Raw genomic sequence first — 25,868 nt, 5'->3', positions numbered from 1 at the left:
GTTGTCTTTACTGTTCTCAAAAATGATATTCATTCTAGGAGGTTTATTTCATGTTGAATTTTTTTGACCTGACAGGAGAGGTTGCATTTGTAACCGGAGCAAGCAAGGGACTTGGCAAAATGTTTGCAAACACGCTCGCAGCAGCAGGAGCAAAGGTTTGCCTGTTGTCTTTTGAGAAGGAAGACCTTATACAGACAGAAAAGGAAATGACACAGGCCGGCTATGACGTAATGAGCTATTTTGCAGATATTACGAACGAGCAGGAAGTTGAAAAAGCAGTCGACGCGTGTGTTGAAAAATATGGAACGATTGATATTCTGGTAAATAACGCAGGCATAGGACGACTGAATAAAGCGCCGCAGGACACGAGCCTGAAAGAATGGGAAAAGGTGATTGACATCAATGTGAACGGCAGCTTTATTTGCGCGAAGGCAGTTGGGAAGGTCATGCTCAAGAACCGCAAGGGCAAAATCATCAATATGTCCTCCATATCCGGCAAAGTAATCAACAAAGGCGTGCATGGCGGATCTTACGACGTATCCAAACAGGCGATCGACGGACTCACAAGGGCGCTTGCAGCTGAATGGGCGCAATACAACATTAACGTAAACGCGATTGCTCCAGGGTATTTTATGACCGATCCGAATAAAGAATTTTTTGCGGCAGATCCGGACTTTTATGACGTAGCGCTTGGTATGATCCCTGCTGGGAAGATGGCAAATCCGGAGGATTTGGCGGGTACGCTTATTTACCTTGCATCCGGCGCTTCCAATTATGTGCATGGCACGATTATTCAGGTAGACGGCGGATATATGGTATGGTAATCCACTGAGTTTGGCAACAGAATTTTATTGAGAGGTGAAAACAAGTGGCAAATGCGTTGTTACAGTTAAGCGATATCACAAAAGAATTTCCGGGAGTGCTGGCGCTTAATAAGGTACAGCTTGAAATCGGCGAGGGCGAAGTTTTGGCGCTGGTAGGCGAAAATGGAGCTGGCAAATCCACGTTGATCAAGATATTGACAGGCGCTCTGGGCGGATGGTCTGGGGAAATACTCTGGAAAGGGAAACCCCTTGACGTTCATCAGCCGTGGGAGGCGCAGCAGGCTGGTATTTCTACCATTTATCAGGAGCTGACACTTTGCCCGGACCTGTCCGTTGCAGAAAACGTATTCCTGGGGCGTGAACCCAGGAAAAAAAATGGATTGATTGACTGGGCAAAGATGAATGAGCTGACAAAGGAAGTGCTCGCACAGCTCAAGGTGGATGTTGCTCCAACCGCGCAGGTCGCGTCGCTCACCGTGGCGACACAGCAGCTCATAGAAATTGCGCGGGCGCTCACCATGAACGCACAACTGATTATTATGGACGAACCGACTTCATCGCTTTCCGAACATGAAGTTGCGACACTGATGCAAATCGTTAAAGACCTTCGTGCGAAGGGAGTATCCATTCTTTATATATCGCACAAATTTGATGAAGTTTTTGAAATATCCGACCGAATCAGCATTCTGCGCGACGGGGAATACATAGGCTCTATGAAGACGTCTGAAGCGACGATCGACGAGGTGCTTTCCATGATGGTTGGCCGTACTGTGAACGTACGTTTCAAGGAACGCAGCAATGAAATAGGGGAAGTAATTTTCTCTGTAGACGGATTAACGGCAGCGGGAGTGTTCGAGGATATCAGCTTTGACCTGCACCGTGGTGAAATACTTGGAATTTCCGGGCTTGTCGGTGCGGGCCGGACGGAAATGGCACGGGCAATCTTTGGAATTGATCGTGCAGATTCAGGAGAAATGACAATATATGGCGAACGTCACAAAATTCCGAAATCTCCAAAAGAAGCGCTGCAGCTTGGCATCGGTTTTCTTCCGGAGGACAGGAAAGAGCAGGGGCTTGTGCTGCTGATGTCGATCGAGGCAAACGTTACAATGACTTCGCTTGCAAAAAACAAACATAACTTTGCAATCAAATTTAAGGAAGAGCGCGCCCTCGTTGGCGATTACGTTGAAAGGTTGCTCATTAAAACACCTTCTATCGAGCAGCTCGCACAGAATCTTTCCGGCGGTAACCAGCAAAAGGTTGTTATCGCAAAATGGCTGGCAAGCGAATCGAAGATATTGATTTTTGACGAGCCGACACGCGGAATCGACGTAGGCGCAAAAGCGGAGATATATGAGCTTATGAATGAATTGGTGGCGCAGGGGTATGGCATTATCATGATTTCTTCCGAGCTTCCCGAGGTAATGGGTATGAGCGACAGGATTATAGTGATGCACGAAGGAAAAATCGCCGGCATTTTCAACAAAAAAGAAGTAACACCGGAGGCTATCATGAGTTATGCAACCGGGATGAACAGCTAAAGTTTATGATCATATGAAACGGGAGGTACTTATATTGTGAAAAATGAGATAACAATGAAAGCCAAAAAGCAAGGCGGGAGCAAGCTTTTCAGCGCTTTTATGAATATCCCTGAACTGACGATCATTTTGTTCATTATTATTGTAGCCGTATTTATCGGCGTGCAGTCCAGTTCCTTTTTTACCGGGACGAATGCACTTAATATCACAAAACAGATCGCAGTAAATGGAATTATGTCGATTGGAATGATGCTCGCAATCATCTCAAAGGGCGTCGACCTTTCGATCGGATCTCTGCTTGGCCTTGTATGTGCAGTAGCAGGTTCGTTTATCAAGATAGGCGCGCCGGCGTGGGTAGTACTTCTGATCTGCCTGGCGGTAGGTGCGGCGTGCGGCTTTTTAAACGGATTTTTGATTGTAAAGCTCAAGGTAATGCCTATTATCGTAACGCTTGGTACAATGAACATTTTCCGCGGAATCGCTTATGTGTATTCGGGAGGAAAATGGACAACGAACCTGCCAAAGGATTTCCTTGTGATGGGCAACGACTTTGCGCCGGCGATTATTCTCGCGGCGGTGGTGATTCTCTTTGTGATCATCATGCGTTACACACGATTTGGACGATATGTTTACGCAATCGGGAGCAACGGAGATTCGGCAAGGCTTGCAGGTATCCATGTAGACCGTACCAAAGAAATGATTTATATGTGCTCCGGACTCCTTACCGGACTTGCGGCGATGATCTTTATCGGCAGGACCGGAGCAATCCAGCCAAGCGCGGGCGTAGGCTACGAAATGGATGCAATCGGAGCAGTTGTGCTTGGAGGCGTCAGCTTCCTTGGAGGAAAAGGCTCTGTTGTCGGAACCTTACTGGGGGCGATCCTGATGGGGCTTTTGATGAACGGAATGACGCTTCTCAAAATATCGGCTGATTTTCAGGGGCTTATCACAGGCGTAATCATCATACTGGCCCTGCTGCTCGATACTGCCAGAACGCTTTATAAGGAAAGGAGAAGACAGTAATGCAGAAATTGAAATCAAACAAAACAAGTGTTTTCTCAAAATTTGGATATGAAATCGCATTGCTGATTTTCCTCGGCGTGTGGTTTGTGATCATGGGGATTGCAAATTCAAGCTTCCTTACCATGGGCAACATCGTAACGGTTATTACGCGTATCAGCGAGGTTGCAATCGTTGCTGTTGGAATGACAGTCGTAATCATCGCCGGCGGCTTTGACCTGTCGGTTGGAACCGTGATGGCGCTTGTTCCCGCAATTATGGGAATTTGTTATGGGATGGGAATGAATTTTGCCCTTGCTATCATCATTGCAATTTTGGTTGCGGCTGTGATCGGCATCTTAAATGGCGTACTGATTGCCAAGGCAAGATTCCAGCCGATTATTGGAACACTGGCAACCATGACGGCGTTACGAAGCATCATTTATGTCATCACAGGCGGCAGCCCTATCAGCACCTTTCCCAAGGGCTATGACGGACTTGCACATGGTACCCTTCTTGGAATACCGATTCCGATCATACTGATGATTGCCATTGCTGCGTTGTTTATCTGGATCATGACCTCCACGAAATTCGGACGGTTTGTGTATGCGACCGGCGGTAATCCAAAGGCGGCAAATATTGCAGGGATCAATACGGACCGGATTACGATTCTGGTATATGTAGTGAGCGCGCTGCTGTCGGCACTTGCAGGAATCATATTTTCATCGCGGTTGATCTCTGCTTCCCCGGATGCGGGTACCAATACGGCCTTTGACGTTGTTACTGCGGTATTGCTGGGCGGTACGAGCATTGCCGGAGGGCAGGGGAATATTCAGGGCACCATCATCGGCGTATTGATTTTGAACTTTATCATCAACGGCTTTAACCTGATTGGAATCAACGCATACTGGCAGATGATCTTTATGGGATGCGTACTTCTTGCGGCAGTTGGATATGATTCCAAACGGCGCAACGGCGGATTTAAGATTGGGAAAAAGCAGAAAGCAGCAACAAACGCATAAAATATCAAAAATTTTTATATCGGAGGTGGTACGGGAGATATATTGGAAAAAAATCAGCCAAATATTCCTGCACATTGCGCGTGCGGAAAAGAATATGCGGTACTCAAAACAAATTGGAACTCTATTACTCAAAATCCAAGGAGGAAAGAAATGAAACAGTACAAATTTTTAGTAGCACTTGTTCTCGTGGCCATCATGGTAATTGGTGTGATCGGCTGCTCGGCTCCGGCAACGGAAAGCTCCGCACCGGCAGCATCAGGCGATGCTTCGGCATCCTCTGATGCGTCTCCTGCGGCAGACGCTTCCAAAGCGGCAAGCGGCGAACCCTACAAAATTGGCATCGTAGTAAAACAAATGGGCGCTCCGTATTTTGACTATGCGGCTGAAGGCGCTAAAAAAGCGGCTGCTGAAATGGGCGCGGAGGTTATTTCTTACACAGGTCCATCTTCTGAGGATGTGAACCAGGAAATTACTTTTATTGAAGACCTTGTAACGCAGGGCGCGGATGCGATCCTTGTTTCAACGGCAGACAGCACTGCGATTATCCCCACAATCAACAAAGCAATGGAAGCAGGCGTAGCGGTATTTACCTTTGATATCGACGCTCCTGACAGCGACAGGCTCTTCTGCATAACGGCAGGCGACGCAATCGAGAGTGGTACGGCAATCGGCGAAAGTCTTGCAAAACAGGTAGACGGAAAAGGGCAGGTTGCTCTTCTGACCGGCGGACTTGGTTCCGAAACGCTCAACCAGAGGCTTGACGCGATTAAAGCGGTACTGGATAAATATCCTGACATCGAAATAGTGGCAACAGAAGCGTGCGACGATAATTTTGAAAAATGCGTATCCCAGGCGGAAAACCTGATCCAGACCTATCCTGACCTGAAGGCATTTGCTGGCGTTTCTTCCGTGAATCCTCCGGCCGCGGCTATGGCGATCCAGTCCGCTGGAAAAACAGGCGAGATCATTTCCCTTGGTATCGGCCTGCCGTCGCAGTGCTCCGAATATGTTGATGCAGGGATTATTCCTGAGCTGACACTGTGGGATCCGGGCGTAATGGGTTATGACGCGGTTGCAGCGGCAGTAAATTACCTCAAAGACGGAAGCCTTCCCAAGGATGGACAGGATTACGGCGAATATGGCGGAACGCTGATCGTTCCTGACGGCACAACCGTTGGATATATCCCCAGCATTATTTTCACAAAGGATAATGTTCACGATTACGAATTCTAAAACAGCTTAACAGTACCGGCTTTTGTTTCCCGGTTCGCTCCAAAACAGGGGCAACCGGGGAAGGCCGGAAACATCACAATCAGAAACAACGGAAGGTGGCAATAACATGAACGAACTTAGAATGGGCATCGTTGGCGCAGGCATCTGGGGAGAAACTCATGCCAGTATCTATAACGAGCATCCGTTTGCACAAACCGTCGCGATCTGCGACAAGGACAAAGCAAAAGCAGAGGCGCTTGCCGCCAAATTCGGTATCAAAGAAGTATATACCGATTACAAGGAAATGGCGGAGAAATCCAGCTGCGACGCGATTGCTATCGTTACGCCTGATTTTTTGCATGCGGATATCGCGATTGCGTGTGCAAACGCAAAAAAGGATTTGCTGATTGAGAAACCCCTTGCGACTACGCGCGACGACGTTTATAACATGATGGAAGCGTTCGAGAAAAACGGGGTGCGCGCGATGGTGGACCTGCACAATCGCTGGAATCCGACGGTGAATACTGCAAAACAATCCATTGACGCAGGAAACCTGGGTACGCCATACAGCGCATATGGCCGGCTGAATGACATCAAGTGGGTGGCTACCGATATGCTTTCCTGGGCGGCAAAATCCTCGATTTTGTGGTTTTTGGGGAGTCATTGCCTCGATACGCTGCGCTGGCTGATGGGCAGCGAAGTAGAGCGCGTGTACGCCGTATCCCGCGAGGGTGTTTTGAAGAAACTCGGCGTAGATGTACCTGATATGTATTTAACTACCATCGAATTCAAAAACGGCGGAATCGCCCAAATGGAAAACGGATGGATTACGCCAAACGCCAACACTTGCATCAATGACATCAAATTTACTGTACTTGGTACGGATGGAATGATCAATATCGATTGCTCCAGCCACAATATGATACAGGAAGTAACAGACAAAAAGGTTACGACGCCTGACATTATTGTCAGAAACCGGGTGGACGGTAAGGTAAAAGGATTTGCATATGAAAGCATCCGCTCTTTCGTGGATCGTCTGATCGACGGAAAGCCCTTCCTTGTGAGCACGGAAGATGCTGCAAATACTTCTCTGGCCCTCCTTGCAGTTCTCGAATCTGCAGAAAAGAGAGAGCCTGTTGTCGTCAAATATTAGTAATTAACATTTTTCCTTCTCTGCGGACGGCGGTTATTGATAGTGTCCGCTTTCCGCAGGGAAAGGAGAATTCAGTAACGATGAAAACTACCATGATAACACGTCATTCGCGCGAAGATTGGATCAAATAAAATAATAAAACAACAATATAAATCAGAGGTGACTGAAATGGACTTATTATCGACAATCAAGAACTCAAATATGGAACATTTTCTGCCAAAGGGATGGGATCTCAAACGGCTGGACGATTGCTGCTCCCACGCGCCGGAGGAAATCTTTGAAAAACAAAGCTTTTGGCACGATGATTTCAAGCCTGTTTTGTGCGAAAACAATACAACCTTTGGCATGATGATGGGACACGAAATTGCGCTGACAATAAAGCAGGCAAAGGACGCTGGACATAAACTGGCAATGATCCTCCCCGTAGGCCCTATGGGAATGTACGAATGGGCGGTTTACTTCCTGAAGGAATGGAACGTTGACTGCAAGCATGTATATGGATTTAATATGGATGAATGGAGCGACGAGACAGGTACGACGCTTGATAAAGACAATAACGGTTCTTTCCAGCATGCTATGGAAGCAAGCTTTTATGGGCCGCTTGGTAAGCTCACCGTTCCGGAAAACCAGCGCAATTTTGCAACCAAAGAAAACTTGCCTACCTATGCGGAAAAAATAGCGAAGCTCAAAGCTGAAGGCGCAAAGCTTGTGACGGTATTTGGCATTGGAAGGGTATTCCACATTGCATTTTGGGAACCGCATTTTGCAGGCGAATACGATTCCTTTGAGGAGTGGAAATCACAGGCATATAGACTGGGAGCCCATTTACATCCGCTGACCATAGAGCAGAACGCATTGCATAGCTTCAAAAGCCGCACCACGCAGGTACCGGCATTTGCAAATACGATCGGGCCGGGGTTGTTCCTGCAATCGGATAAAATTATCGGCGGCTGCGACGGTTGCTATGACAGGGGCATGATGTGGCAGGGCATGTCGCTTTGGACGGCGCTGCGCTACGGGCCTGACATGTGGGTTCCAGCAAGTTTTATGCCGACGCTTCCCGGGAAACTCTTCTTTATCAAGGAGCTGGCGGGCCCGCTTGTTGCGGAATGTAATTAACTCTCTTACGGGATACAGGTAAGGAGCGGTCATGAAAAATAAATTTGATTTGACGGGAAAGGTCGCCGTTGTAACCGGCGCGGGACAGGGGCTTGGAGAAGCGTTTGCACGATCCCTTTCCTCAGCGGGCGCAAAAGTGTACCTTATGGCGCGCAATGCGCGGCGTCTTGAAACCACCGCAAAAAAAATATCGGATGAGACGGGGAATGAAACTTACACGTGCGCGCTCGATATCACAGATGAGCAAAGCGTGATCAATGCGTGCAAAACAGTCGTTGATACACTGGGAAAGATCGACGTCCTCGTAAACAATGCTGCGGTAGGCAGAAGCAGCGAACGCCTTGAAAACGAATCGCTTGAGGAATGGAACAGCATCATCGGCACGAACCTTACAGGAACCTTTCTTATGATGAAGCACGTCGGAAGGGTTATGATCGCGCAGAGAAGCGGGAAGATCATTAATCTTGCATCTATGACGGGAAAGGTTGCCATGCGAAATCCAACCATTGGCGCTTACGATGTTTCAAAATCAGGAATTGAATGCCTGACGCGGCTGATGGCGGGGGTATGGTCGGAGTATGGAATTACAGTTAATTCGATCTGTCCGGGATATTACATGACTGATATCAACAAGGATTATGTAAAAGAGCACCCTGATTTCTATCAGGACTCCCTGGAGCAAATTCCTCTGAAAAAGTGGGGTGAACCCGCCGATATCGGCGATATGGCTGTATTTCTCGCTTCCTCCGCTTCCGACTACATGACGGGCGCAAATGTTGTGACGGACGGCGGATATACAATTTGGTAAAGGAGAACTGACATGAGATTATCTGGAAAAATAGCTGCGATTACCGGCGGCGGTGGCGGAATCGGCAAAGCGGCTGCACAAACGTTTGCAAAGGAAGGCGCAGTTGTACTGATCCTCGAAAAGGACGAAACGCTTGGAAAGGAAACCGAGGCTGAAATTATCGACGCAGGTGGAAAAGCTGAATTCTTTGCCCTTGATATTTCAAACTGGGAACAGGTTCAAAAGGTATTTGCCGATATCGATAAAAAATATGGCGGGATTGATATCCTGTATAATAACGCTTCTGTCTTTTGGGGGACAAAGGATGCAGCGATTGATGTAATTGATGTGAAAGTCTTCGAGCAAATCATCCATATCAATCTTTTTGGCATGATGTACTGCTCGAAAGCGGCAATTCCCCTCCTGAAAAAACGTGGGGGTGGGGCGATCATCAACACCTCCTCCAGCTGCGGCGTAATCGGTATTCCAAATTGCGACGCCTACAGCGCCTCGAAGGGCGCGACGATTTCACTGACAAGGTCGATGGCTGTGGAATTTGGCCCGGAAAAAATAAGGACAAATTGCATTGCCCCCGCGGCGATCCACACGCCAATGATCTATGAAAGCGACCTGAACAAGCCCACGTTTGACGAACAAAAATTCCTCACGCAGGGAACGCCGTTACGCAGGTGGGGAACTGCTCAGGACATCGCAAACATCGCTCTTTTCCTTGCAAGCGATGAAGGCAGCTATATGAATGGTGCAGTTCTTGTAGCGGACGGCGGAATTACGGTTTCATAAGCATGATCTAAAAGAAACCTTCTATTATGTGCAAGTATGCCTGTGGGAGCGGATTTGTTCGCTCCCCTGAGCATATTTAACTGGACTTGAGGTAAACACATACCATGAAAAAAATAGTAATAAGCAATGATGATGGCGGACTTTCGGCAGAGGTTCTCCCGGATTATGGCGGGATGCTGACGCGCCTTAACTATCATGGAAAAGACGTTATATTCTTTGACGAGGATATGCTTCATAAATCAAACGTTCTGGCAGGCGGTTGTCCTGTTCTTTTTCCATTCCCAAGCAGGACGAAAAACGATACATACACCCTGAATGGAAAGACATACACCATGCCGTTCCACGGTCTTGTAAAGTGTTCGTCTTTCGGCGTTGTGGAAACGAAAAAAAACAGTACGACACTTTATATCACAAATAACGAGGCCTCCCAAAGTGAAAATTATCCCTTTGATTTCAGGCTGGAGGTCACGTATACTTTAAAGAACGATACTGTAGAATTCCTTGCGGCTATCGCCAATCGTTCATCGGAACCAATGCCGCACTATTTTGGCTGGCATCATTATTTTACAGCGAGCGATAAGGCGGAGTTCCAGCTGGATACCGATATGAGGCGCTATGTAAATTACCTGGATGGAAAAGAGTACGAAAACAATATCCCGCTTGATCTTACAAGGGAAGGGGACTATGTATTCTATGAAAAAACAGGGAATAAAACTGAAATTATCAATAAAGCAGACGGCTATCATGCAACGATTGAAACGGACGATTCCTATGAATCGCTTGTGGTGTGCACGCTTTTTGACGGGCGCGTGACAGCAGAACCGTGGCTTGGCCTGCCGGATTCGATCAATACTGGAAAATATGTAAAATGGATAGATCCGGGGAGCAGGGAAACCTACAGCCTGACGATTCAGCTATCTGATCTTTTATGATTGCGGAAAGGAAATAAGTGTTATGAATATTTTAGCGATTGGATGTCATCCGGACGATCTTGAAATTGCGTGTGCAGGGACGCTTGCCAAATATGCGGCGCGTGGCGACAGGGTTATTATGTGCCATGTAGCGAACGGGAATTTGGGACATGCTGTAATCATGCCGGAAGAGCTCCGGGAAATACGCATGAAAGAAGCTGAAAATGCGGCAAAAATAATCGGTGCGGAATCAATTAGTATAGACGTTGGCGATATGCACGTAGAAGCCTCCGAGCGCGAGACGATCAACAGGTTGATTGAAGTGGTGCGTTATGCAAAGCCCGACCTTATCATTACGCACAATCCTGACGACTATATGCGCGATCACCAGCAAACAAGCCAGCTTGCGTTCCATGCAAGCTTTGGTTCATCCATCCCGCATATTGAGACTGTTACGGAAGCATATGGTGAAATCGTTCCGTTGTTTTATATGGATACGCTTGCGGGAATCAACTTTGTACCCACGGAGTATGTTGACGTAACAGATACGATTGATACAAAACTCGAAGCGCTTGCGTGCCATGAAAGCCAGATCAAATGGATGCTGGAGCATGACAAGATCGATTTCATTGATTTTGTACGAACCTGCTCCAAGTATCGCGGATTGCAATGCAGCGTACCTTTTGCGGAGGGATTCCGCCAGTATGCAGGCTGGCCACGGTTTTCAACCAAAAGACTTTTGCCATAGGGATAAAGGACAGGAAAATATGCGGTTTATCAGTAAAGCAAGTGAAAAGGAAATGAGCCTTCTGGCTGCACAAATGCTGGCTGCTGTTTTAAAAGAAAAACAGCGGCCTGTATTTGCTATGCCGACCGGCGGAACGCCTGTTGGAACATACAAGGCTCTCGTAAAACTGTATCAGGAGCAAAATCTTGATTTTTCCAAGGGAATTTTCTTTAATGTTGATGAATATGAAGGGCTTGGAAGGGAAAACCCGCAAGGATATTATTATTTTTTGCATGAACACCTGTACCAATACGTGAATGTCGCACCAAAGCATACCTTTGCACCGGATGGAAAAGCAGGGGATTTGGAACAGGAAGCTGCAGAATACGAGGCGAAGATAGACTCCTTCGGCGGCCTTGACGTTGCATTCCTTGGAATTGGCCGCAACGGTCATATTGGCTTTAATGAACCCGCAGACTTTTTTCGTTACGCAAGTTCCTCTGTTACGCTCAGCGAGGATACGCTCCGGGCAAACGCACGCTTTTTTAGCGACCAGAAGGCGGTTCCGCGCCGCGCGATCAGCATGGGAGCAGGAACGATCATGAGGGCAAAATCCATCATTCTAATAGCCGGGAGTGATAAAAAAGATGTGATCAAGCGCCTGAAAAGCTGCAAGGATATTAACCCGCAATTTCCCGCATCGGTTTTGTGGCTGCATCCTGATGCGACGATCATTTCAGCAGAAAAATGATTGACGAAGGATGTCTTTTCGGGTATAATTTAATACGTTGTATTGATCTAGGGGTGTAGTATAATGGTAGTGCATTGGTCTCCAAAACCAATTGTGGGAGTTCGATCCTCTCCACCCCTGCCACATCACAGCAGATTATGCTGAACGGAAAATCCCTCGCTTTTGCGGAGGGATTTTTATGTTGGATCATTCGAAATTACAGTTGCGTAAACGGTATTACGCATCTTATAGACGATTCAAGTTGTAATTGCCTGGTTATTTTAATATAATAGTATTATCTGAAAAGAATGAGGTGAATTTCATTGAATACGATCAAAACCGGTTTTATCGGTTGCGGAAATATGGCTTCTGCGATTATAAACGGCATTTTAAATAATAAAATACTGGATGGCGGGGATATCTTTGTATTTGATACCGATGTACAAAAAGCCAAATCAGTTGCAAACGGTATTACCGTCTGCCCATCTGTCGGTGAGCTGGCACAAAATGCAGATATTATTTTTTTGTGTGTGAAACCCAATATTATTCCTGCGGTTTTACCACAGATTAAGGAACAGGACAAAGCCTTTGTGTCGATTGCAGCCGGTGTCAAAACAGAAAAAATAGAAGAACTTTTGACGGTGCCCGCAAGAATTATGCGGATTATGCCCAACACCCCTCTAATGGTGGGGAAGGGTGCCAGCTGCCTTCAGACTCCAAGTACGCTTACACAGGATGAAGAGGCTTTCGTTGAACAGATTTTTTCTTCGCTTGGCATTGTAGAACATGTTCCCGCAGAACTGATGGACGCTGTAACAGGTGTTTCAGGCAGTGGTCCGGCTTATGTTTATATGTTTATAGACGCGCTTGCAAAGGCTGGCGTAAAAAATGGACTGCCTGAGGACGTATCTCTTCGCCTTGCGGTACAAACGTTTGAGGGCGCCTGTGAAATGCTAAAAAAGACGGGTGATACGCCATCCCAGCTCATACACAACGTATGTTCTCCAGGCGGAACGACGATTGAGGCGATGAAGGTTTTTGATATGAATGAAACGCGCGGCGTGGTTGAATGGGCAGTTGACGCATGCGTTGCAAAATCAAAGGAACTATCCAAATAGAAACAGGAGTAATATGCTGAAGGAAGTTATTTTATACTGCGATGGCGCCTGCAGTGGAAACCCGGGGCCCGGCGGTTGGGGCTGCGTGCTTGATTATAAAGGAAACAGGAAAGAGCTGTCCGGATATTTGCCCGATACGACAAACAACCGTATGGAGCTCATGGCGGCCATTCAGGGCCTTTTGGCATTAAAGGAACGTTGCAGCGTAAGGGTTTTTACAGACAGCGCTTATATACACAATGCGTTTGATAAGGGCTGGATTATTGCATGGCAAAATAACGGCTGGAAAACAGCTTCTAAAAAGCCTGTGGAAAATCAGGACCTGTGGAAACAGCTTTTGAACGAAACGAAAAACCATGTTGTAAAATGGTATAAAGTTAAGGGACACGCAGACGACGAATTAAACAATTTGTGTGATAAGCTTGCGCGCGACCAAATCAAAAAGAACGTTAAATCATAATAAGGTGCGCCATCGGAAAAAGATATGTCGTACGTCAAAGAAGCACCTGAATCTGTTCGAAATATAAACTCATGAAAAAACTCAAAAATGTCCGCTTTTTACAATATGCCCGCAAGGGGAAGTGGCTGACCGGTTCTTATTCCAAAATCAAACTATTCGCAAAACACAAGTTTTGCGAATAGTTATTGCATCTGAAAGCCCACTTATGCTATAATATACGTAAATCGCCCGGTTAAGCGGTTTTGTAACGATAAGGAGCCTTTTTTATTATGAGTGAGTCGACCAACTATCATCAAAATCTAAATCAAAAAATGACGTTGAAGCTTCGTGGGATCATGCGTGACCTGCCGTCGTTTACAACGAGCTTTTTTATTGCAATGGAAAATACATCTACGATTCTGACGCGTGTTAATTACGCTGCGGATCTCCGTATTTTTTTCCAGTTCCTCGTACGAGAGCTTCCTGCATTTTCTGGAAAAAGCACCACAGATATTACGCAGGATGACCTGAAAAAAATCACTGTGGATGACCTGTATCTTTTTATGGATTACCTGAACCTGTATACCGCTCCGGACGACGATGAAAAATTTATTGAAAATCACGAACGCGGCAAAGCACGCAAAATTGCCTGTCTGCGTTCTTTTTTTAAGCATTATTATCGTAAAGGCATTCTGGATAACAATATTTGTGAGCTTTTAGATACGCCTAAGCTGCATGATAAAGCAATCATACGCCTTGAGCCGGACGAAGTAGCCAATTTACTTGATATGGTAGAATCCGGTGAAAACCTGACAGATAAGCAAAAGCAATACCATAAAAAAAATGTGACGCGTGACGTGGCGATTTTAACTCTGTTTTTAACTACGGGTATCCGTGTGTCGGAGCTTGTTTCTTTAAATATAAACGATGTGGATTTTAAAAACGGCTGCTTTAAAGTAACGCGTAAGGGCGGCAACCAGGTGATGCTTTATTTCGACGACGAAACGGCAGGCGCACTCACGGCGTATCTTAACGAACGCAAGAACCGTGGAAATTACGACCTGTCCTCTCCCCTCTTTCTGTCGATGCAGGGCAAGCGCATCTCTGTGCGCAGTGTAGAAATGATGGTCAAAAAATATGCACGAATCGTAAGTCCGCTGAAAAAAATATCGCCCCATAAGCTACGCAGTACATATGGCACGATGCTATATCAGGAAACGGGTGATATCTACCTTGTCGCAGATGTTTTGGGCCATAAAGACGTAAATACGACGCGTAAGCACTATGCCGCAATGTCTGAGGACAACCGCAAACGCGCATCCAAAGCCATCAAATTAAGAAAATAATGATCATCCATCAGATCAAATCAAATATTAATCTTCATATCATTGAGGGCATATAAAATGCCTAATTTTGCATGTTCATAAGTAAGCGCGCCTTGCAAATAGGCCGCGTATGGTTCCCTGATGGGCGCGTCTGCCGTTAATTCAACGGATGCGCCCTGCACAAAGGTACCGGCAGCCATAATTACCTTATCATCATATCCGGGCATATCCCAGGCATATGGGACAACATTTCCATCGATGGCGGAGGCACGTTGTATGCCGCGTACAAAGTCCGTCAGGGGCTGTTCACTGCCAAAGATAATCGATTGGGTAATATCGCCGCGCTCGGCATTGTATGAAGGCTGGGACTGGAAACCAAGCTTTTCAAACACACGTGCCGCAAGGCAAACGCCCATGAGCGCTTGGCATACTGTGTGTGGAGCCATAAAAAAGCCCTGATAATACTGCTGGTAACCAAAGGCATAGGAACCAATTTCCGTTCCGATGCCCGGTGCGGAAAAACTTCCTGCAATCCTGTCGATCAAGCCGGATTTTCCTGCAATGTATCCTCCTGTCGGCGCGATACCACCGCCTGGATTTTTGATCAGCGATCCGGCCATTACATCCGCGCCAACTGCCACAGGCTCGTCCATATTAACGAACTCCCCGTAGCAATTATCTACCATAATGATCTTATCCGGAAATTTTTCCTTTACAAGGGCCATCACTTTTTGCAGATAACCGACCGTAAATGCAGGGCGGATTTCATATCCTGTAGACCGTTGAAAGTATATAACTTTCACGGAAGGATTGGCGTTTATTTTTTTGAACGATTGTTCAATATCAATCGTGCCATCCTTTTGGAGCTCTGCGCAATCAAAAGCAATCTGGAATTCCTGCAGGGATCCGCTTGCGCCATATAAGGTGGAAATAAGCGTATCATAGGGTTTTCCCGTCATGGAAAATAATGTGTCCCCCGGGCGCAGCAAACCAAATAATGCAGTAGAAATTGCGTGGGTTCCACTCATAAGCATGGGCGAAACGATTGCATCCTCAGCGCCGAAAGCATCTGCAAACACACGGCAGAGCTTTTCGCGTCCTTCATCTCCATAACCATATCCGGTGGAAGCATAAAAATGGCGTGCGGAAATATTATTTTTCTGAAAAGCTTCAATCACTTTAAACTGATTGACCTGAGCTACTTCCTCAAAACGATGGAAAACGTCCTTCACGTCATTTTCGCATTCATAAACAAAATCCACCAGCTTTTTTTCTATTTTAAAATGGTTGCTGATATATTCAGTTAAATTCATTTGGCTGTCCTATCCTTATTTAAAATATGATGTGCAAGCTCTGATGCATTCGCATAAGACGAGATATCGTACCAACAAATCCGCTCATCACGGCGAAACCACGTCAGCTGCCGCTTGGCATATCGGCGGGTGTTTCTTTTCAACACGGCTACCGCTTCGTCAAGCGGCATATTTCCCTTGAAATATTCAATCAGCTCTTTATAGCCGATAGCCTGCATGGAAGTTGGCGTATCCCCATACTTATGATAGAGAGTTTCCGCTTCCTGCAGCAAGCCTTGCTGCATCATTAGATCTACGCGCCTGTTGATTCGCTCATAAAGCACCTTGCGCTCCGTGGTGAGACCTGCCATAACAAAATCATATTCGTCATTCGGCCTGCGGAATTCATAACCGTTTTTTCCATCCCCGTTATTTAAAATCTCAAGCCTGCGGATGATGCGTTTTTTATCGTTCTCATGAATGCGTTCAGCGGCCTGGGGATCCTTTTCTGACAGAATCCGGTGAAGCTCCTGCGCATTGCGTTTTTCCAGTTTTTGCCGAAAAGCCAGATCGTAAGAGGTATCTGTAAAATCCAAACGGTATGTGATCGAATTCAAATACAACCCGGTTCCCCCTACCAGAACCGGGGTTTTACCGCGGGACAGAATGTCCCTGATCCAACCTGTTGCCGCCTGCTGAAACATCGCAACAGAATATGGTTCATCCGCCGCTGCTACATCGATCATATGGTGGACAATCCCCTGTCGTTCCTCCATATCCGGCTTCGCCGTCCCAATATCCATTTCGCGGTAAACCTGCATGGAATCAGCAGATATGATTTCACCGTTTTTGAGCTTTGCAAGTTCTATGGCAGTTGCCGTCTTTCCAGAAGCTGTCGGCCCAAGAATAATATATACCTGTTCCTTCATACGATACGTTTAAATCCTTTTTGTAAATCGCTTTTTTTGATTACGATTGCGATTGGCCGTCCATGCGGGCAATTTGGGATTGCGTCAAGCTCTGTGATTTCCTGCATAAGTTCCTCAATCTGTGCGTCTGAAAGCTGATAGCCGGCTTTGATGCTATAGCGGCAGGAGGCACGGATTACCGTATCCCGTAGCAAAAGAACATCATTTCCGCGTACATTGCGCAATTCTTCAAGTAAATTGTCGATCATTTTTTCCGCGCCGCTGACCTCCGCCTGCACAGGGAGCGCGTTGAACTTTAAGGTTAGCGGGCCAAACTCCTCAAAGTCAAAGCCCAGACTTTCCAAAAATTCCGCATGCTTTTGAAGCAGTGCAAAATCTTCGGCAGGAAGCGTAGCGACGTAAGGTATCAAAAGGCTTTGCGATGCAACCGTTCCTTCAACGGCAGCCTTTTTCATCCGTTCAAAATTGATCCGCTCGTGCGCCGCATGCTGATCGATGAGGTACAGGCTTTCACTGCTTTCCACCATAACATATGTGTTCCACACCTGTCCGATGATACGGTAATCAATCAGTCGGCGCACATCCTCGATTTCGGCCTGCTCCTCTTCCGGAGGATTCTGGTATTTTTTTACAGATTCAATCAGTTCTCCAAAATCCTGATCGGGCTGGTATACGGATGGCTTCTCAGAAGTCCCGGCAACCGGGTAATCCATCAAAGCCCCGGGCGTCTGTGCCGCCCTGCTCCCGCTTTTTTGATAGAGACGTTCGGCGGAACGGAATTCCGGAAAGTCCGGCTTCCCTTCCTTTCCCGCCGAGGACGGCAGCTCTTGATTTTGCTCCGCAGCCTGTGGAATTTCCAACACTGGCGGGACGTTTTGCTGATTGAGCGCTTCATGGACTGCCCTGTTAAGTGCGTCCAAAACCTCAGGCTCCTCATGCAGCATAACCTGGAGCTTATTCGGATGCACATTTACATCTGCCTGATCAGCCGGGAGAGTGAGGTGTAATACTGAAAACGGATAATGCCCCCTCAGCAGCCGCTCACCAAATCCGCGCATCACTGCGGCCTGCAGGTTTTTCGATTGGATATACCTGCCATTCAGGAAAAAACACATATAGTGCGTGCTTTTATATAAATGCGAAGGTTTTGAAATCAATCCATGTATTGTAAGGTCGGTTGTACTGAAATTTACCTCCGCAACCCGCGGCACAATCTCCTTACCATATACGGCGACTACCGCATCCCTGAGCGCTCCATTCCCCGGACTATGGTAAATTACCTTTCCATTGCTGATGTACTTGACCGCAATGTGCGGATTTGCAAAAATAAGCCTGGAAACAACCGATGTAACGTTTGTCGTTTCCCTTGCAGTATTTTTCAGAAATTTTAAGCGGGCAGGAATATTGTAAAATAAATTCTCAACCGTTACTGTCGTGCCCTCCGGCAGTCCTGCGGAAATAATCTCAGGCTGATGCTCGCCGCTTACTGTCAGGATCGTACCTTCTACACTATCCTGAGTACGTGTCTTAATTGTGAGCCTTGACACTGCCGCCATGCTGGACAGCGCCTCTCCACGAAAGCCAAGCGTTTCTATGCGTCCAAGGTCGTCAACATTGCTGATCTTGCTGGTGGCGTGCTTTTGTATGGCAAGCGGCACATCCTCCGGATAAATCCCCAAACCGTTATCCGTCACGCGGATCAGCTCCTTACCGCCCTGCGAAATCTCCACCGTGATTGCCGTTGCGCCCGCATCCATGGAATTTTCCATCAGTTCCTTCACGACAGCGGCCGGATTAACCACTACCTCGCCTGCAGCGATCCTCGCATAAACGGCCTCATCCAGTACACAAATCCTTTTACTCAGCATCGTTTAACTCCTTATTGAGCGAATAAACCAGATTGAGCGCCTCAATCGGAGTCAGTGTGTCAATATTCGTATTTTTGATTTTTTTGACACATTCAGGCAATTCCGCCTTGGGTTTTTCCTTTGGAATACCTGAATTGCTGTCTGTCAGCGATATCTCATAATTCTGCAAACGGTCCAGAAATACCCTTGCGCGCGCAATCACCTGTTGCGGAAGTCCTGCAAGCTTAGCCACATCGACGCCAAAGCTGCGGTCTGTCCCACCGTTTACGATTTTATGCAGGAATATGATCTCACTTCCCATCTCCTTAACGGCTACGGAATAATTTTTGATTCCTTCGAACATATTTTCAAGCTCTACCAATTCGTGGTAATGCGTTGCAAACAAGGTTTTCGCCTGAAGGTTTTGAATAATATATTCAACGCTGGCCCATGCAATCGATAGACCGTCCGTCGTGCTTGTTCCCCTGCCGATTTCGTCTAAAATAAGAAGGCTTTTTGAGGTGGCATTATTGAGAATATTAGCAAGTTCATTCATTTCCACCATAAACGTACTCTGACCGGAAGCGAGGTCGTCCGATGCGCCCACGCGCGTAAAAATTCTGTCAACCATACAAATATGCGCACTCGATGCAGGGACAAAGCTTCCGATATGAGCCATCAGCACAATAAGCCCAACCTGGCGCATATATGTGCTTTTGCCCGCCATATTCGGTCCTGTGATCAAAAGCATATTATCCGTATCGCTGTTGAGCAATGCGTCGTTTGGAACAAACTCCTGCTTGCGGATATTTTCCACAACCGGATGCCGGCCATTTTTGATATCCAAAATGCCATCGTCAGCCATTTGTGGCCGCGTATACATATTTTCGTAGGCGACGCAGGCAAATGACTGCATTGCATCCAAAAGCGCTACCTGGGCCGCACATGCCTGAATACGGGAAACATTATCTCCAAGCGTATCCCTGATTCGCAGGAACACCTCATATTCCTTCGCATTGCGCTTTTCCTCTGCGCCAAGAATCGTATCCTCCATTTCTTTGAGTTCTTCGGTGATATAACGCTCGCAGTTTGTAAGGGTTTGCTTGCGCAGGTATCGATAAGGAACCTGGGAAAGATATGATTTTGTGACTTCGATAAAATAGCCAAAGACTTTATTGTAACTGATTTTCAGGTTTTTGATCCCGGTCTCTTCCCGTTCGCGCGCTTCCAGTTCCGCAAGCCAGTTTTTTCCATTTTTGGATGCAAAGATCAACTGGTCGATTTCCGGATCGAATCCATGCTTTATGATATTACCTTCTGTAATTCCAACCGGCGCGTCTTCATTGATCGCATGGTCCAGAAGCTCAAAAAGATCCTGAAGATCGTCCATGTTTTCGTAAATACCTTTTAGCAAGGTGCTTTTTGAATTTTCCAAAAGCGCTTTGAGCGTAGGCAACGCAGCAATAGAACGCTTCAGTGACAGGCAATCCTTTGCATCGATTGTTCCATAGGAAATGCGGGAAATGATACGCTCCAGATCGTAAATACTGCCAAGATAATCCACCAGCGAATTACGCAGGTACATATCGTCCTTTATTTCGCCTACCGCGTCGAGACGTTCGTCAATCGCATCAATACTTTTTAACGGCTGGAGGATCAGCTTCTTTAAAAGCCGCGCGCCCATCGCAGTCTTAGTACGGTCAAGAAGCCATAACAGGGAACCTTTTTTCCCGTTTTCCATCAATGTCTGAGTCAGCTCAAGATTACGGCGCGTGCTTGGATCGAGCACCATATAAGAGCTGCCTGTCAGTGTTTTAATTGCAGTGATATGCAAAAGTGCATTTTTCTGGGTATCCACAAGATACTGCATCAGCGCGCCTGCCGCGCAAATGGCGTCGCTTAATTCCCCGCAGCCAAATCCGCTTAAGGATTTTACCTTAAAATGCCCGCACAGAGCTTTTTTCGCGGCTGTCTGCTCAAATGCCCAGTCAAAATACGGGTTTACAAAGGTATTTTTGAATCGTGTTTTTTCCGTTAATGTGAGCATCTTCTTTACGCATGAATCTGCAACCAATATCTCCCGCGGATTAATACGAGTCAACTCGTTCATAAGCTGCATTTCGTCTGGCAGCTGCTCTACGCAGAATTCACCGGTAGATACGTCGCAATAGCATACGCCAACTGTTTGTTCGCCATAATGGATACAAAGGATATAATTATTTTCCGCTTCATTTAAGATAGAGTTTTCAACAACCGTGCCCGGAGTCACAACACGCGTTATACCACGCTTTACAATACCCTTTGCGATGCTTGGATCTTCAAGCTGATCGCAAATTGCGACCTTATAACCGTTTTCAATCAGCCTGTTGATATAGTTATCTACCGAGTGATGAGGAACCCCGCACATCGGTGCGCGTTCCTCAAGGCCGCAGTTGCGCCCTGTCAGCGCTATTTCAAGCACCCTGGCCGCAAGCTCCGCGTCTTCAAAAAACATTTCATAAAAATCGCCCAAACGAAACATCAGGATACAGTCAGGATATTCCTGTTTCAACTCCAGATACTGCTTCATCATTGGTGTTAATTCTGCCATAATTCCCTCTTATTTCCGTACTGCCGTGCCAAACAGCGTCGTTTTTTTACCCTGCGTGATCAGGACCTCCTGAAAAGTCCCGATCATCGACGGATCTCCCTCAAAATTGACCATCTTGAACGAACCCGATTTACCGCAGACATGCTGTGTATTGCGCGCGCTCTGTCCCTCAACCAAAACGCATACGGTCTGCCCTTCGTATTCTTTGTTGCGTTGTTCAGTAATTTCATTTTGCAGGGCGACAAGCCTCACTATACGCTCTCTTTTTGTCGTTTCGTCCACCATGTCCGCCATTTTTGCCGCCGCCGTTCCGCTGCGCACAGAATACACAAACGTAAAGGCAGCGTCAAAACGCACCTCCCGCACAAGGGAAAGCGTATCTTCAAAATCCTGCTCCGTTTCGCCGGGAAAGCCGACAATAATGTCTGTTGTAATTGCAATCCCGGGAACTGCTCTGCGTATTTTATCCACAAGGGACAGATATTCCGATCTGGTATATTTACGGTTCATCCGTTCCAAAACCTTTGTGCTGCCCGATTGAACCGGTAAATGGATATGGCGGCAAATCTGCGGGTGCTTTGCAATGGTTTCGATCAGCTCGTCAGAGAGGTCTTTGGGGTGCGAGGTCATAAAACGGATACGCGGTATTTTGGTCTCCGCACAGATCTGGTTCAGGAGCTGTGAAAAATTGATACCTTTGCCATTATAGGAATTTACATTTTGACCAAGCAGCATAATTTCCTGGTAACCCTGAATTTCAAGCTCTTTCACTTCGCCCAAAACGTCATCGGCATCTCGTGACCGCTCGGCGCCCCTTACATAAGGAACGATACAATAAGAGCAGTAATTATTGCAGCCATACATAATATTGACAGACGCGGCAGGGCCCTGGCCCCTTTTAAGCGGTACTGCTTCATGTACCTGCCCGTCGCTTTGCTGCACACGCAAAACACGCTGCTTTTCGGACAGGCGTTCGAGCAGCATTCCAGAAAGCTCGTGGATGTTGTGTGTGCCGAAGATGATGTCCACAAATGGAAATGTTTTGGACAGCTTATGAGCGACTTCCTCCTGCTGCGTCATACATCCGCATACGGCGACAATCAAATTCTTATTTTCTTCCTTCAGTTTTTTGATTTTACCAACATTTCCAAATGTTTTCTGCTCTGCGTTTTCACGAACACAACAGGTGTTGAACAGTATAAAATCAGCCTCTTCCTTTTCCTGTGCCGGGCGGTAGCCAAGTTCCTCTAAAATTCCTGCAATCTTTTCGGATTCGTGCTCATTCATCTGGCATCCATATGTAATAATGTGGTATTTCAAGCCATTTTTCAGTATTTCATTTTTCCAGTAAACCATATCTTTCATATTCAATATTATAATGCAAACCGGCTGGAAAATCTACTGATAAATCGACCTCAAGCTGACTGTGGCAATAAAAAACGGTCTGCAGGTAAACCCTGCAGACCTTACATTCCATAAATTTATGTTTTACCACGGACGCCGTCCGCACACGAAATGACTTTGCCAATAAGAAGAATCATAGGTGCGTTTTACAACCTTGCCGTTCGAAGAGGATGCGTCTATCATCATACCGTCGCCGATCACAATTCCTACATGCCCAACCTTGCTGCGGGCGTTATTGGTATAGAAAATCAGATCGCCACGCTGCAAATTATCAAAAGATATCTTTTCCCAGGATGAATTTTGTGAAAACCCTGCGGCATTGAGCCTCCCTGTAGAAGAACCAGCCTGTCTCAGGCAATAGGTCACAAGCCCTGAACAGTCAAAGGTATTTGGACCGGACGCCCCCCAGACATATGGTTTTCCAAGCTGCTCTTCCGCTACCGATATAAAGCTGTCTATACTTCCTTTACGCTGTACTGCAACTTCCATTTCTGCGGTTGGTTTCGCGTCTGAGGAATAAATGCAATCCAGTGTCATCTCGCCGGTCTTTCCATCTACGCCAAGATCATTGCGCGTCTGGAAAGCTTTGACAGCATCTATCGTTTCCGTTCCATAATAACCTGTCACGCTTCCAATATAACCAAGTTCCTGCAAACGGCTTTGCAGGCTTTTAACGTCGTCTCCGTTTGTCCCTTCAAGCAGTGTGTACGGCTTTGCATCTTCGGAGTTGATAATCGCAAGCGTTTGCGGGCCGCATACCCCGTCTTGCTCCAGGCCATGCTGACGCTGGAAATAACCGACGGCTCCGGCTGTAGCAGGCCCGTAATACTCGGTTGTTTCATCAATCGCAAGATATCCAAGATCCATCAGGCGTTGCTGCAGCGCCGATATTTCCGGGCCTTCCATTCCTTCCTTCAGAGTCGGATCAGGCGTTGGCGTTGGCGCGGGAGTAGGCTCGGGCGTTGACTGTGCAAGCGCCTGTAAGGCGTCGGGTTCCGTTTGTGCCGGCAATGCCTGTAAATCACTTTCCGCCGCGCTTGCATTCACACTGAAAAACGGCGTGTTCCCAAAGGTACCTAAACCAAGCAAAACGACAAGAGCAACCGCAACGGTACCAATACCGCCTGTCAAAATCCATTTGTTCCTTTTTGAGAGACGTACCATGCGGTCTTTGATATTTCTGAAAAATTGTTGTACCCGGAACGAAAAGGAATAATATTTCAGCTTCTTAATATATTTCCTTCGCATAAAAACAAGACTCCTTTTTAAGCATATCAATAGAGGTTGCTTTCAAAATAATGTACATATAACATTACTATTATACATGATTTTTTCTTTTTTTGCACTATATTTATTACAAAAGTATTAAATATCAGGTAAATATAAAAGCCCCCGCTCACGCGAAGGCTTAATTTTACGTTATTCTCTGCCATCCCAACAGTAAGTACATAGCTTACATGGATCGATGCCGATAGACGCCTGCACATCATCCAGACGATGATAACGAAGCGAAGTGAACTCCAATTCCCTGCACACCTCTTCGGTAAGCTGCACATGGCGTGCGCTGTCCGGATCGGCATATTCCTGCAAGACCTCCATTGAGGCGTCGCCCTCATGCTGAGCAATCAGCTTACGTGCTATAAGGTCCAGATCCGACGTAGAGCGTGAGAAATTCAGGTATTTGCATCCAAACAAGATAGGCGGACACGCTGAACGGACGTGTACTTCCTGCGCCCCGCTGCGATACAGGAATTCGGTAGTCTCGCGCATCTGCGTACCCCTGACGATGGAATCGTCAATCATGAGCAGTTTTTTCCCCTTGATCAATCCTTCTACCGGTATAAGTTTCATGTGTGCGATGAGGTTTCGCAAATCCTGCTTTTGCGGCATAAACGACCGCGGCCACGTGGGCGTATATTTGATAAACGGACGAGCAAACGGAATCCCTGAATGGTTCGCATAGCCTATCGCATATGCGGTACCGGAATCCGGTACGCCTGCCACAAGGTCAGGATGTACGTTATCACGTGATGCGAGGATACGTCCCCCCTCATAACGCATTTGCTCTACATTTACGCCTTCATAATAAGTCGTGGGATAGCCGTAATATGTCCACAGGAAAGCGCAAATTTTCATCTGGTTCTTCGGAGGCAATATCTGCTCTACCCCATCCGGCGTGATCAGCACGACCTCGGCAGGCCCAAGCTCCCGAAGATCGTGATATCCTAAATTTAAAAAAGAAAAACTTTCCGACGCTACGCAATAACCGTCTTCCTTTTCCCCTAAAACCAGTGAAGTGCGTCCTACATTATCCCGCGCGGCATAGATCCCGTCCTTCGTGAGCACTAACATGGTCATAGAGCCGTCGATCAGTTCCTGCGCATAACGTATTCCTTCGGCAATCGTAGCCTGGCTCCCTACCAGCGCCGCAACCAGTTCCGTAGGATTCAGCTTGCCATTACCCATTTCAGAAAACTGAGCAAAATGATTTTGGAAACAGCGGCTGATAATTTCATCGGAGTTGTTGATGCGCCCTACCGTAGCAACGGCATAAGTGCCAAGGTGAGAATGTACGGTAAGCGGCTGAGGAGCTGTATCCGAAATACTTCCAATACCCATCGGCCCTGTTAAATCTTCTACGTCCTTTTCGAACTTCGTGCGAAAAGGTGAATTCTGAATCCCATGGATTGCCCGCAGGAACCGCCCGTCTGAATATACTGTCATTCCACCCCGATAGGTTCCTAAATGTGAATGATAATCTGTTCCAAAAAACAAATCATATGCACAATTCCCTTTTTTTGCCGCACCGAATATTCCGCCCAATTCACTATCCTCCGTTGGTTGCTTTGTTTACATAATTGATTATATCATTTTGTGTAATCCGGTACTACCAAAAAAGGACAATTTCCTTCTTAAATATTTTACGTTCCAGTAAATCCAGAAGTACAGGATAATCATAACCACCAGTAAACTGGTGGTTTGCGCTCGCCCTGGAAGGGCGAATTGCGGACTTAGCCCCTCAAGGGGCATCGAAGTTTGACACCGCATTACTATCTCGGGCAGCCGCTTAAGCGGCTGTCTTTTTTGCCTACTTGGTCTTG

Annotated in this window: 22 protein-coding genes and 1 tRNA gene; 16 read left to right on the top strand and 7 right to left on the bottom strand. The window is 46.8% G+C overall.

What is annotated here, in order from left to right; translation table 11 throughout:
- Window positions 1-50: 50 nt before the first annotated feature.
- The 16 genes from CHK_RS12175 to CHK_RS12095 all read left to right on the top strand — a co-directional run bounded on the left by CHK_RS12175 (window position 51) and on the right by CHK_RS12095 (window position 14,726).
- Window positions 51-824 carry an SDR family NAD(P)-dependent oxidoreductase gene (locus CHK_RS12175; protein WP_046444350.1) on the top strand — a complete coding sequence of 258 codons (774 nt, stop codon included), beginning with the start codon at window positions 51-53 and terminating at the stop codon, window positions 822-824.
- A 44-nt stretch (window positions 825-868) separates the two neighbouring features.
- Entirely contained in the window at window positions 869-2,365 is a 1,497-nt protein-coding gene (locus CHK_RS12170; protein WP_046444349.1) for a sugar ABC transporter ATP-binding protein, read from the top strand.
- Window positions 2,366-2,401: 36 nt separating this feature from the next.
- Complete coding sequence (locus tag CHK_RS12165; RefSeq protein WP_052740568.1) at window positions 2,402-3,385, top strand: ABC transporter permease; 984 nt, start codon at window positions 2,402-2,404, stop codon at window positions 3,383-3,385.
- Complete coding sequence (locus CHK_RS12160; RefSeq protein ID WP_052740567.1) at window positions 3,385-4,383, top strand: ABC transporter permease; 999 nt, start codon at window positions 3,385-3,387, stop codon at window positions 4,381-4,383. The genes CHK_RS12165 and CHK_RS12160 overlap by 1 nt, the downstream gene beginning before the upstream one ends.
- Before the next feature lie 150 nt (window positions 4,384-4,533).
- Window positions 4,534-5,616: an autoinducer 2 ABC transporter substrate-binding protein gene (locus tag CHK_RS12150; RefSeq protein WP_046444347.1), complete on the top strand. Its 1,083-nt coding sequence runs from the start codon at window positions 4,534-4,536 to the stop codon at window positions 5,614-5,616.
- Window positions 5,617-5,722: 106 nt separating this feature from the next.
- Window positions 5,723-6,748, top strand: coding sequence for a Gfo/Idh/MocA family protein (locus CHK_RS12145; RefSeq protein WP_046444346.1), 1,026 nt, complete (start codon window positions 5,723-5,725; stop codon window positions 6,746-6,748).
- Between the two features lie 168 nt (window positions 6,749-6,916).
- Window positions 6,917-7,867: a sugar phosphate isomerase family gene (locus tag CHK_RS12140; RefSeq protein ID WP_046444345.1), complete on the top strand. Its 951-nt coding sequence runs from the start codon at window positions 6,917-6,919 to the stop codon at window positions 7,865-7,867.
- 31 nt (window positions 7,868-7,898) lie between these two features.
- Window positions 7,899-8,675, top strand: coding sequence for an SDR family NAD(P)-dependent oxidoreductase (locus CHK_RS12135; protein ID WP_046444344.1), 777 nt, complete (start codon window positions 7,899-7,901; stop codon window positions 8,673-8,675).
- 12 nt (window positions 8,676-8,687) lie between these two features.
- The gene (locus tag CHK_RS12130; protein ID WP_046444343.1) at window positions 8,688-9,455 is read left to right on the top strand and encodes an SDR family NAD(P)-dependent oxidoreductase; all 768 of its coding nucleotides are present in this window, start codon (window positions 8,688-8,690) and stop codon (window positions 9,453-9,455) included.
- A gap of 104 nt (window positions 9,456-9,559) precedes the next feature.
- The gene (locus CHK_RS12125) at window positions 9,560-10,387 is read left to right on the top strand and encodes an aldose epimerase family protein (protein ID WP_046444342.1); all 828 of its coding nucleotides are present in this window, start codon (window positions 9,560-9,562) and stop codon (window positions 10,385-10,387) included.
- A 22-nt stretch (window positions 10,388-10,409) separates the two neighbouring features.
- Window positions 10,410-11,114 (top strand): PIG-L deacetylase family protein, encoded by a 705-nt coding sequence (locus CHK_RS12120; protein ID WP_046444341.1) that lies wholly within the window; start codon window positions 10,410-10,412, stop codon window positions 11,112-11,114.
- A 19-nt stretch (window positions 11,115-11,133) separates the two neighbouring features.
- Entirely contained in the window at window positions 11,134-11,844 is a 711-nt protein-coding gene (gene nagB, locus CHK_RS12115) for a glucosamine-6-phosphate deaminase (RefSeq protein ID WP_046444340.1), read from the top strand.
- Between the two features lie 49 nt (window positions 11,845-11,893).
- Window positions 11,894-11,967: transfer RNA gene (locus CHK_RS12110), tRNA-Trp, on the top strand.
- 179 nt (window positions 11,968-12,146) lie between these two features.
- The gene (gene proC / locus CHK_RS12105) at window positions 12,147-12,941 is read left to right on the top strand and encodes a pyrroline-5-carboxylate reductase (protein WP_082103540.1); all 795 of its coding nucleotides are present in this window, start codon (window positions 12,147-12,149) and stop codon (window positions 12,939-12,941) included.
- 13 nt (window positions 12,942-12,954) lie between these two features.
- Window positions 12,955-13,401, top strand: a complete 447-nt coding sequence (gene rnhA, locus CHK_RS12100) for a ribonuclease HI (RefSeq protein WP_046444339.1) — start codon at window positions 12,955-12,957, stop codon at window positions 13,399-13,401.
- 269 nt (window positions 13,402-13,670) lie between these two features.
- Window positions 13,671-14,726 carry a tyrosine-type recombinase/integrase gene (locus tag CHK_RS12095; protein WP_046444338.1) on the top strand — a complete coding sequence of 352 codons (1,056 nt, stop codon included), beginning with the start codon at window positions 13,671-13,673 and terminating at the stop codon, window positions 14,724-14,726.
- A 20-nt stretch (window positions 14,727-14,746) separates the two neighbouring features.
- Here CHK_RS12095 and CHK_RS12090 read toward each other — a convergent pair whose 3' ends face one another.
- From CHK_RS12090 to CHK_RS12060, 7 genes are all read right to left on the bottom strand, one after another.
- A complete protein-coding gene (locus tag CHK_RS12090) occupies window positions 14,747-16,018 on the bottom strand; it encodes a methionine gamma-lyase family protein (protein WP_046444337.1) in 1,272 nt (423 codons plus the stop codon).
- Entirely contained in the window at window positions 16,015-16,926 is a 912-nt protein-coding gene (miaA, locus tag CHK_RS12085) for a tRNA (adenosine(37)-N6)-dimethylallyltransferase MiaA (RefSeq protein ID WP_046444336.1), read from the bottom strand. The genes CHK_RS12090 and miaA overlap by 4 nt, the downstream gene beginning before the upstream one ends.
- On the bottom strand, window positions 16,923-18,794 hold the full coding sequence (gene mutL, locus CHK_RS12080; RefSeq protein ID WP_046444335.1) for a DNA mismatch repair endonuclease MutL: 1,872 nt from the start codon (window positions 18,792-18,794) through the stop codon (window positions 16,923-16,925). The genes miaA and mutL overlap by 4 nt, the downstream gene beginning before the upstream one ends.
- On the bottom strand, window positions 18,784-21,363 hold the full coding sequence (gene mutS, locus CHK_RS12075; protein ID WP_046444334.1) for a DNA mismatch repair protein MutS: 2,580 nt from the start codon (window positions 21,361-21,363) through the stop codon (window positions 18,784-18,786). The genes mutL and mutS overlap by 11 nt, the downstream gene beginning before the upstream one ends.
- Window positions 21,364-21,372: 9 nt before the next feature.
- Window positions 21,373-22,728 (bottom strand): tRNA (N6-isopentenyl adenosine(37)-C2)-methylthiotransferase MiaB, encoded by a 1,356-nt coding sequence (gene miaB, locus CHK_RS12070; RefSeq protein WP_046444333.1) that lies wholly within the window; start codon window positions 22,726-22,728, stop codon window positions 21,373-21,375.
- Between the two features lie 123 nt (window positions 22,729-22,851).
- On the bottom strand, window positions 22,852-24,015 hold the full coding sequence (locus tag CHK_RS12065; RefSeq protein WP_046444332.1) for a C40 family peptidase: 1,164 nt from the start codon (window positions 24,013-24,015) through the stop codon (window positions 22,852-22,854).
- A 171-nt stretch (window positions 24,016-24,186) separates the two neighbouring features.
- Window positions 24,187-25,590 (bottom strand): amidophosphoribosyltransferase, encoded by a 1,404-nt coding sequence (locus tag CHK_RS12060; RefSeq protein ID WP_046444331.1) that lies wholly within the window; start codon window positions 25,588-25,590, stop codon window positions 24,187-24,189.
- Window positions 25,591-25,868: the final 278 nt, after the last annotated feature.

The organism is Christensenella hongkongensis (genome assembly GCF_000981035.1).
GTDB lineage: Bacteria > Bacillota > Clostridia > Christensenellales > Christensenellaceae > Christensenella > Christensenella hongkongensis.
This window is presented reverse-complemented; position numbering and strand designations above follow the sequence as displayed.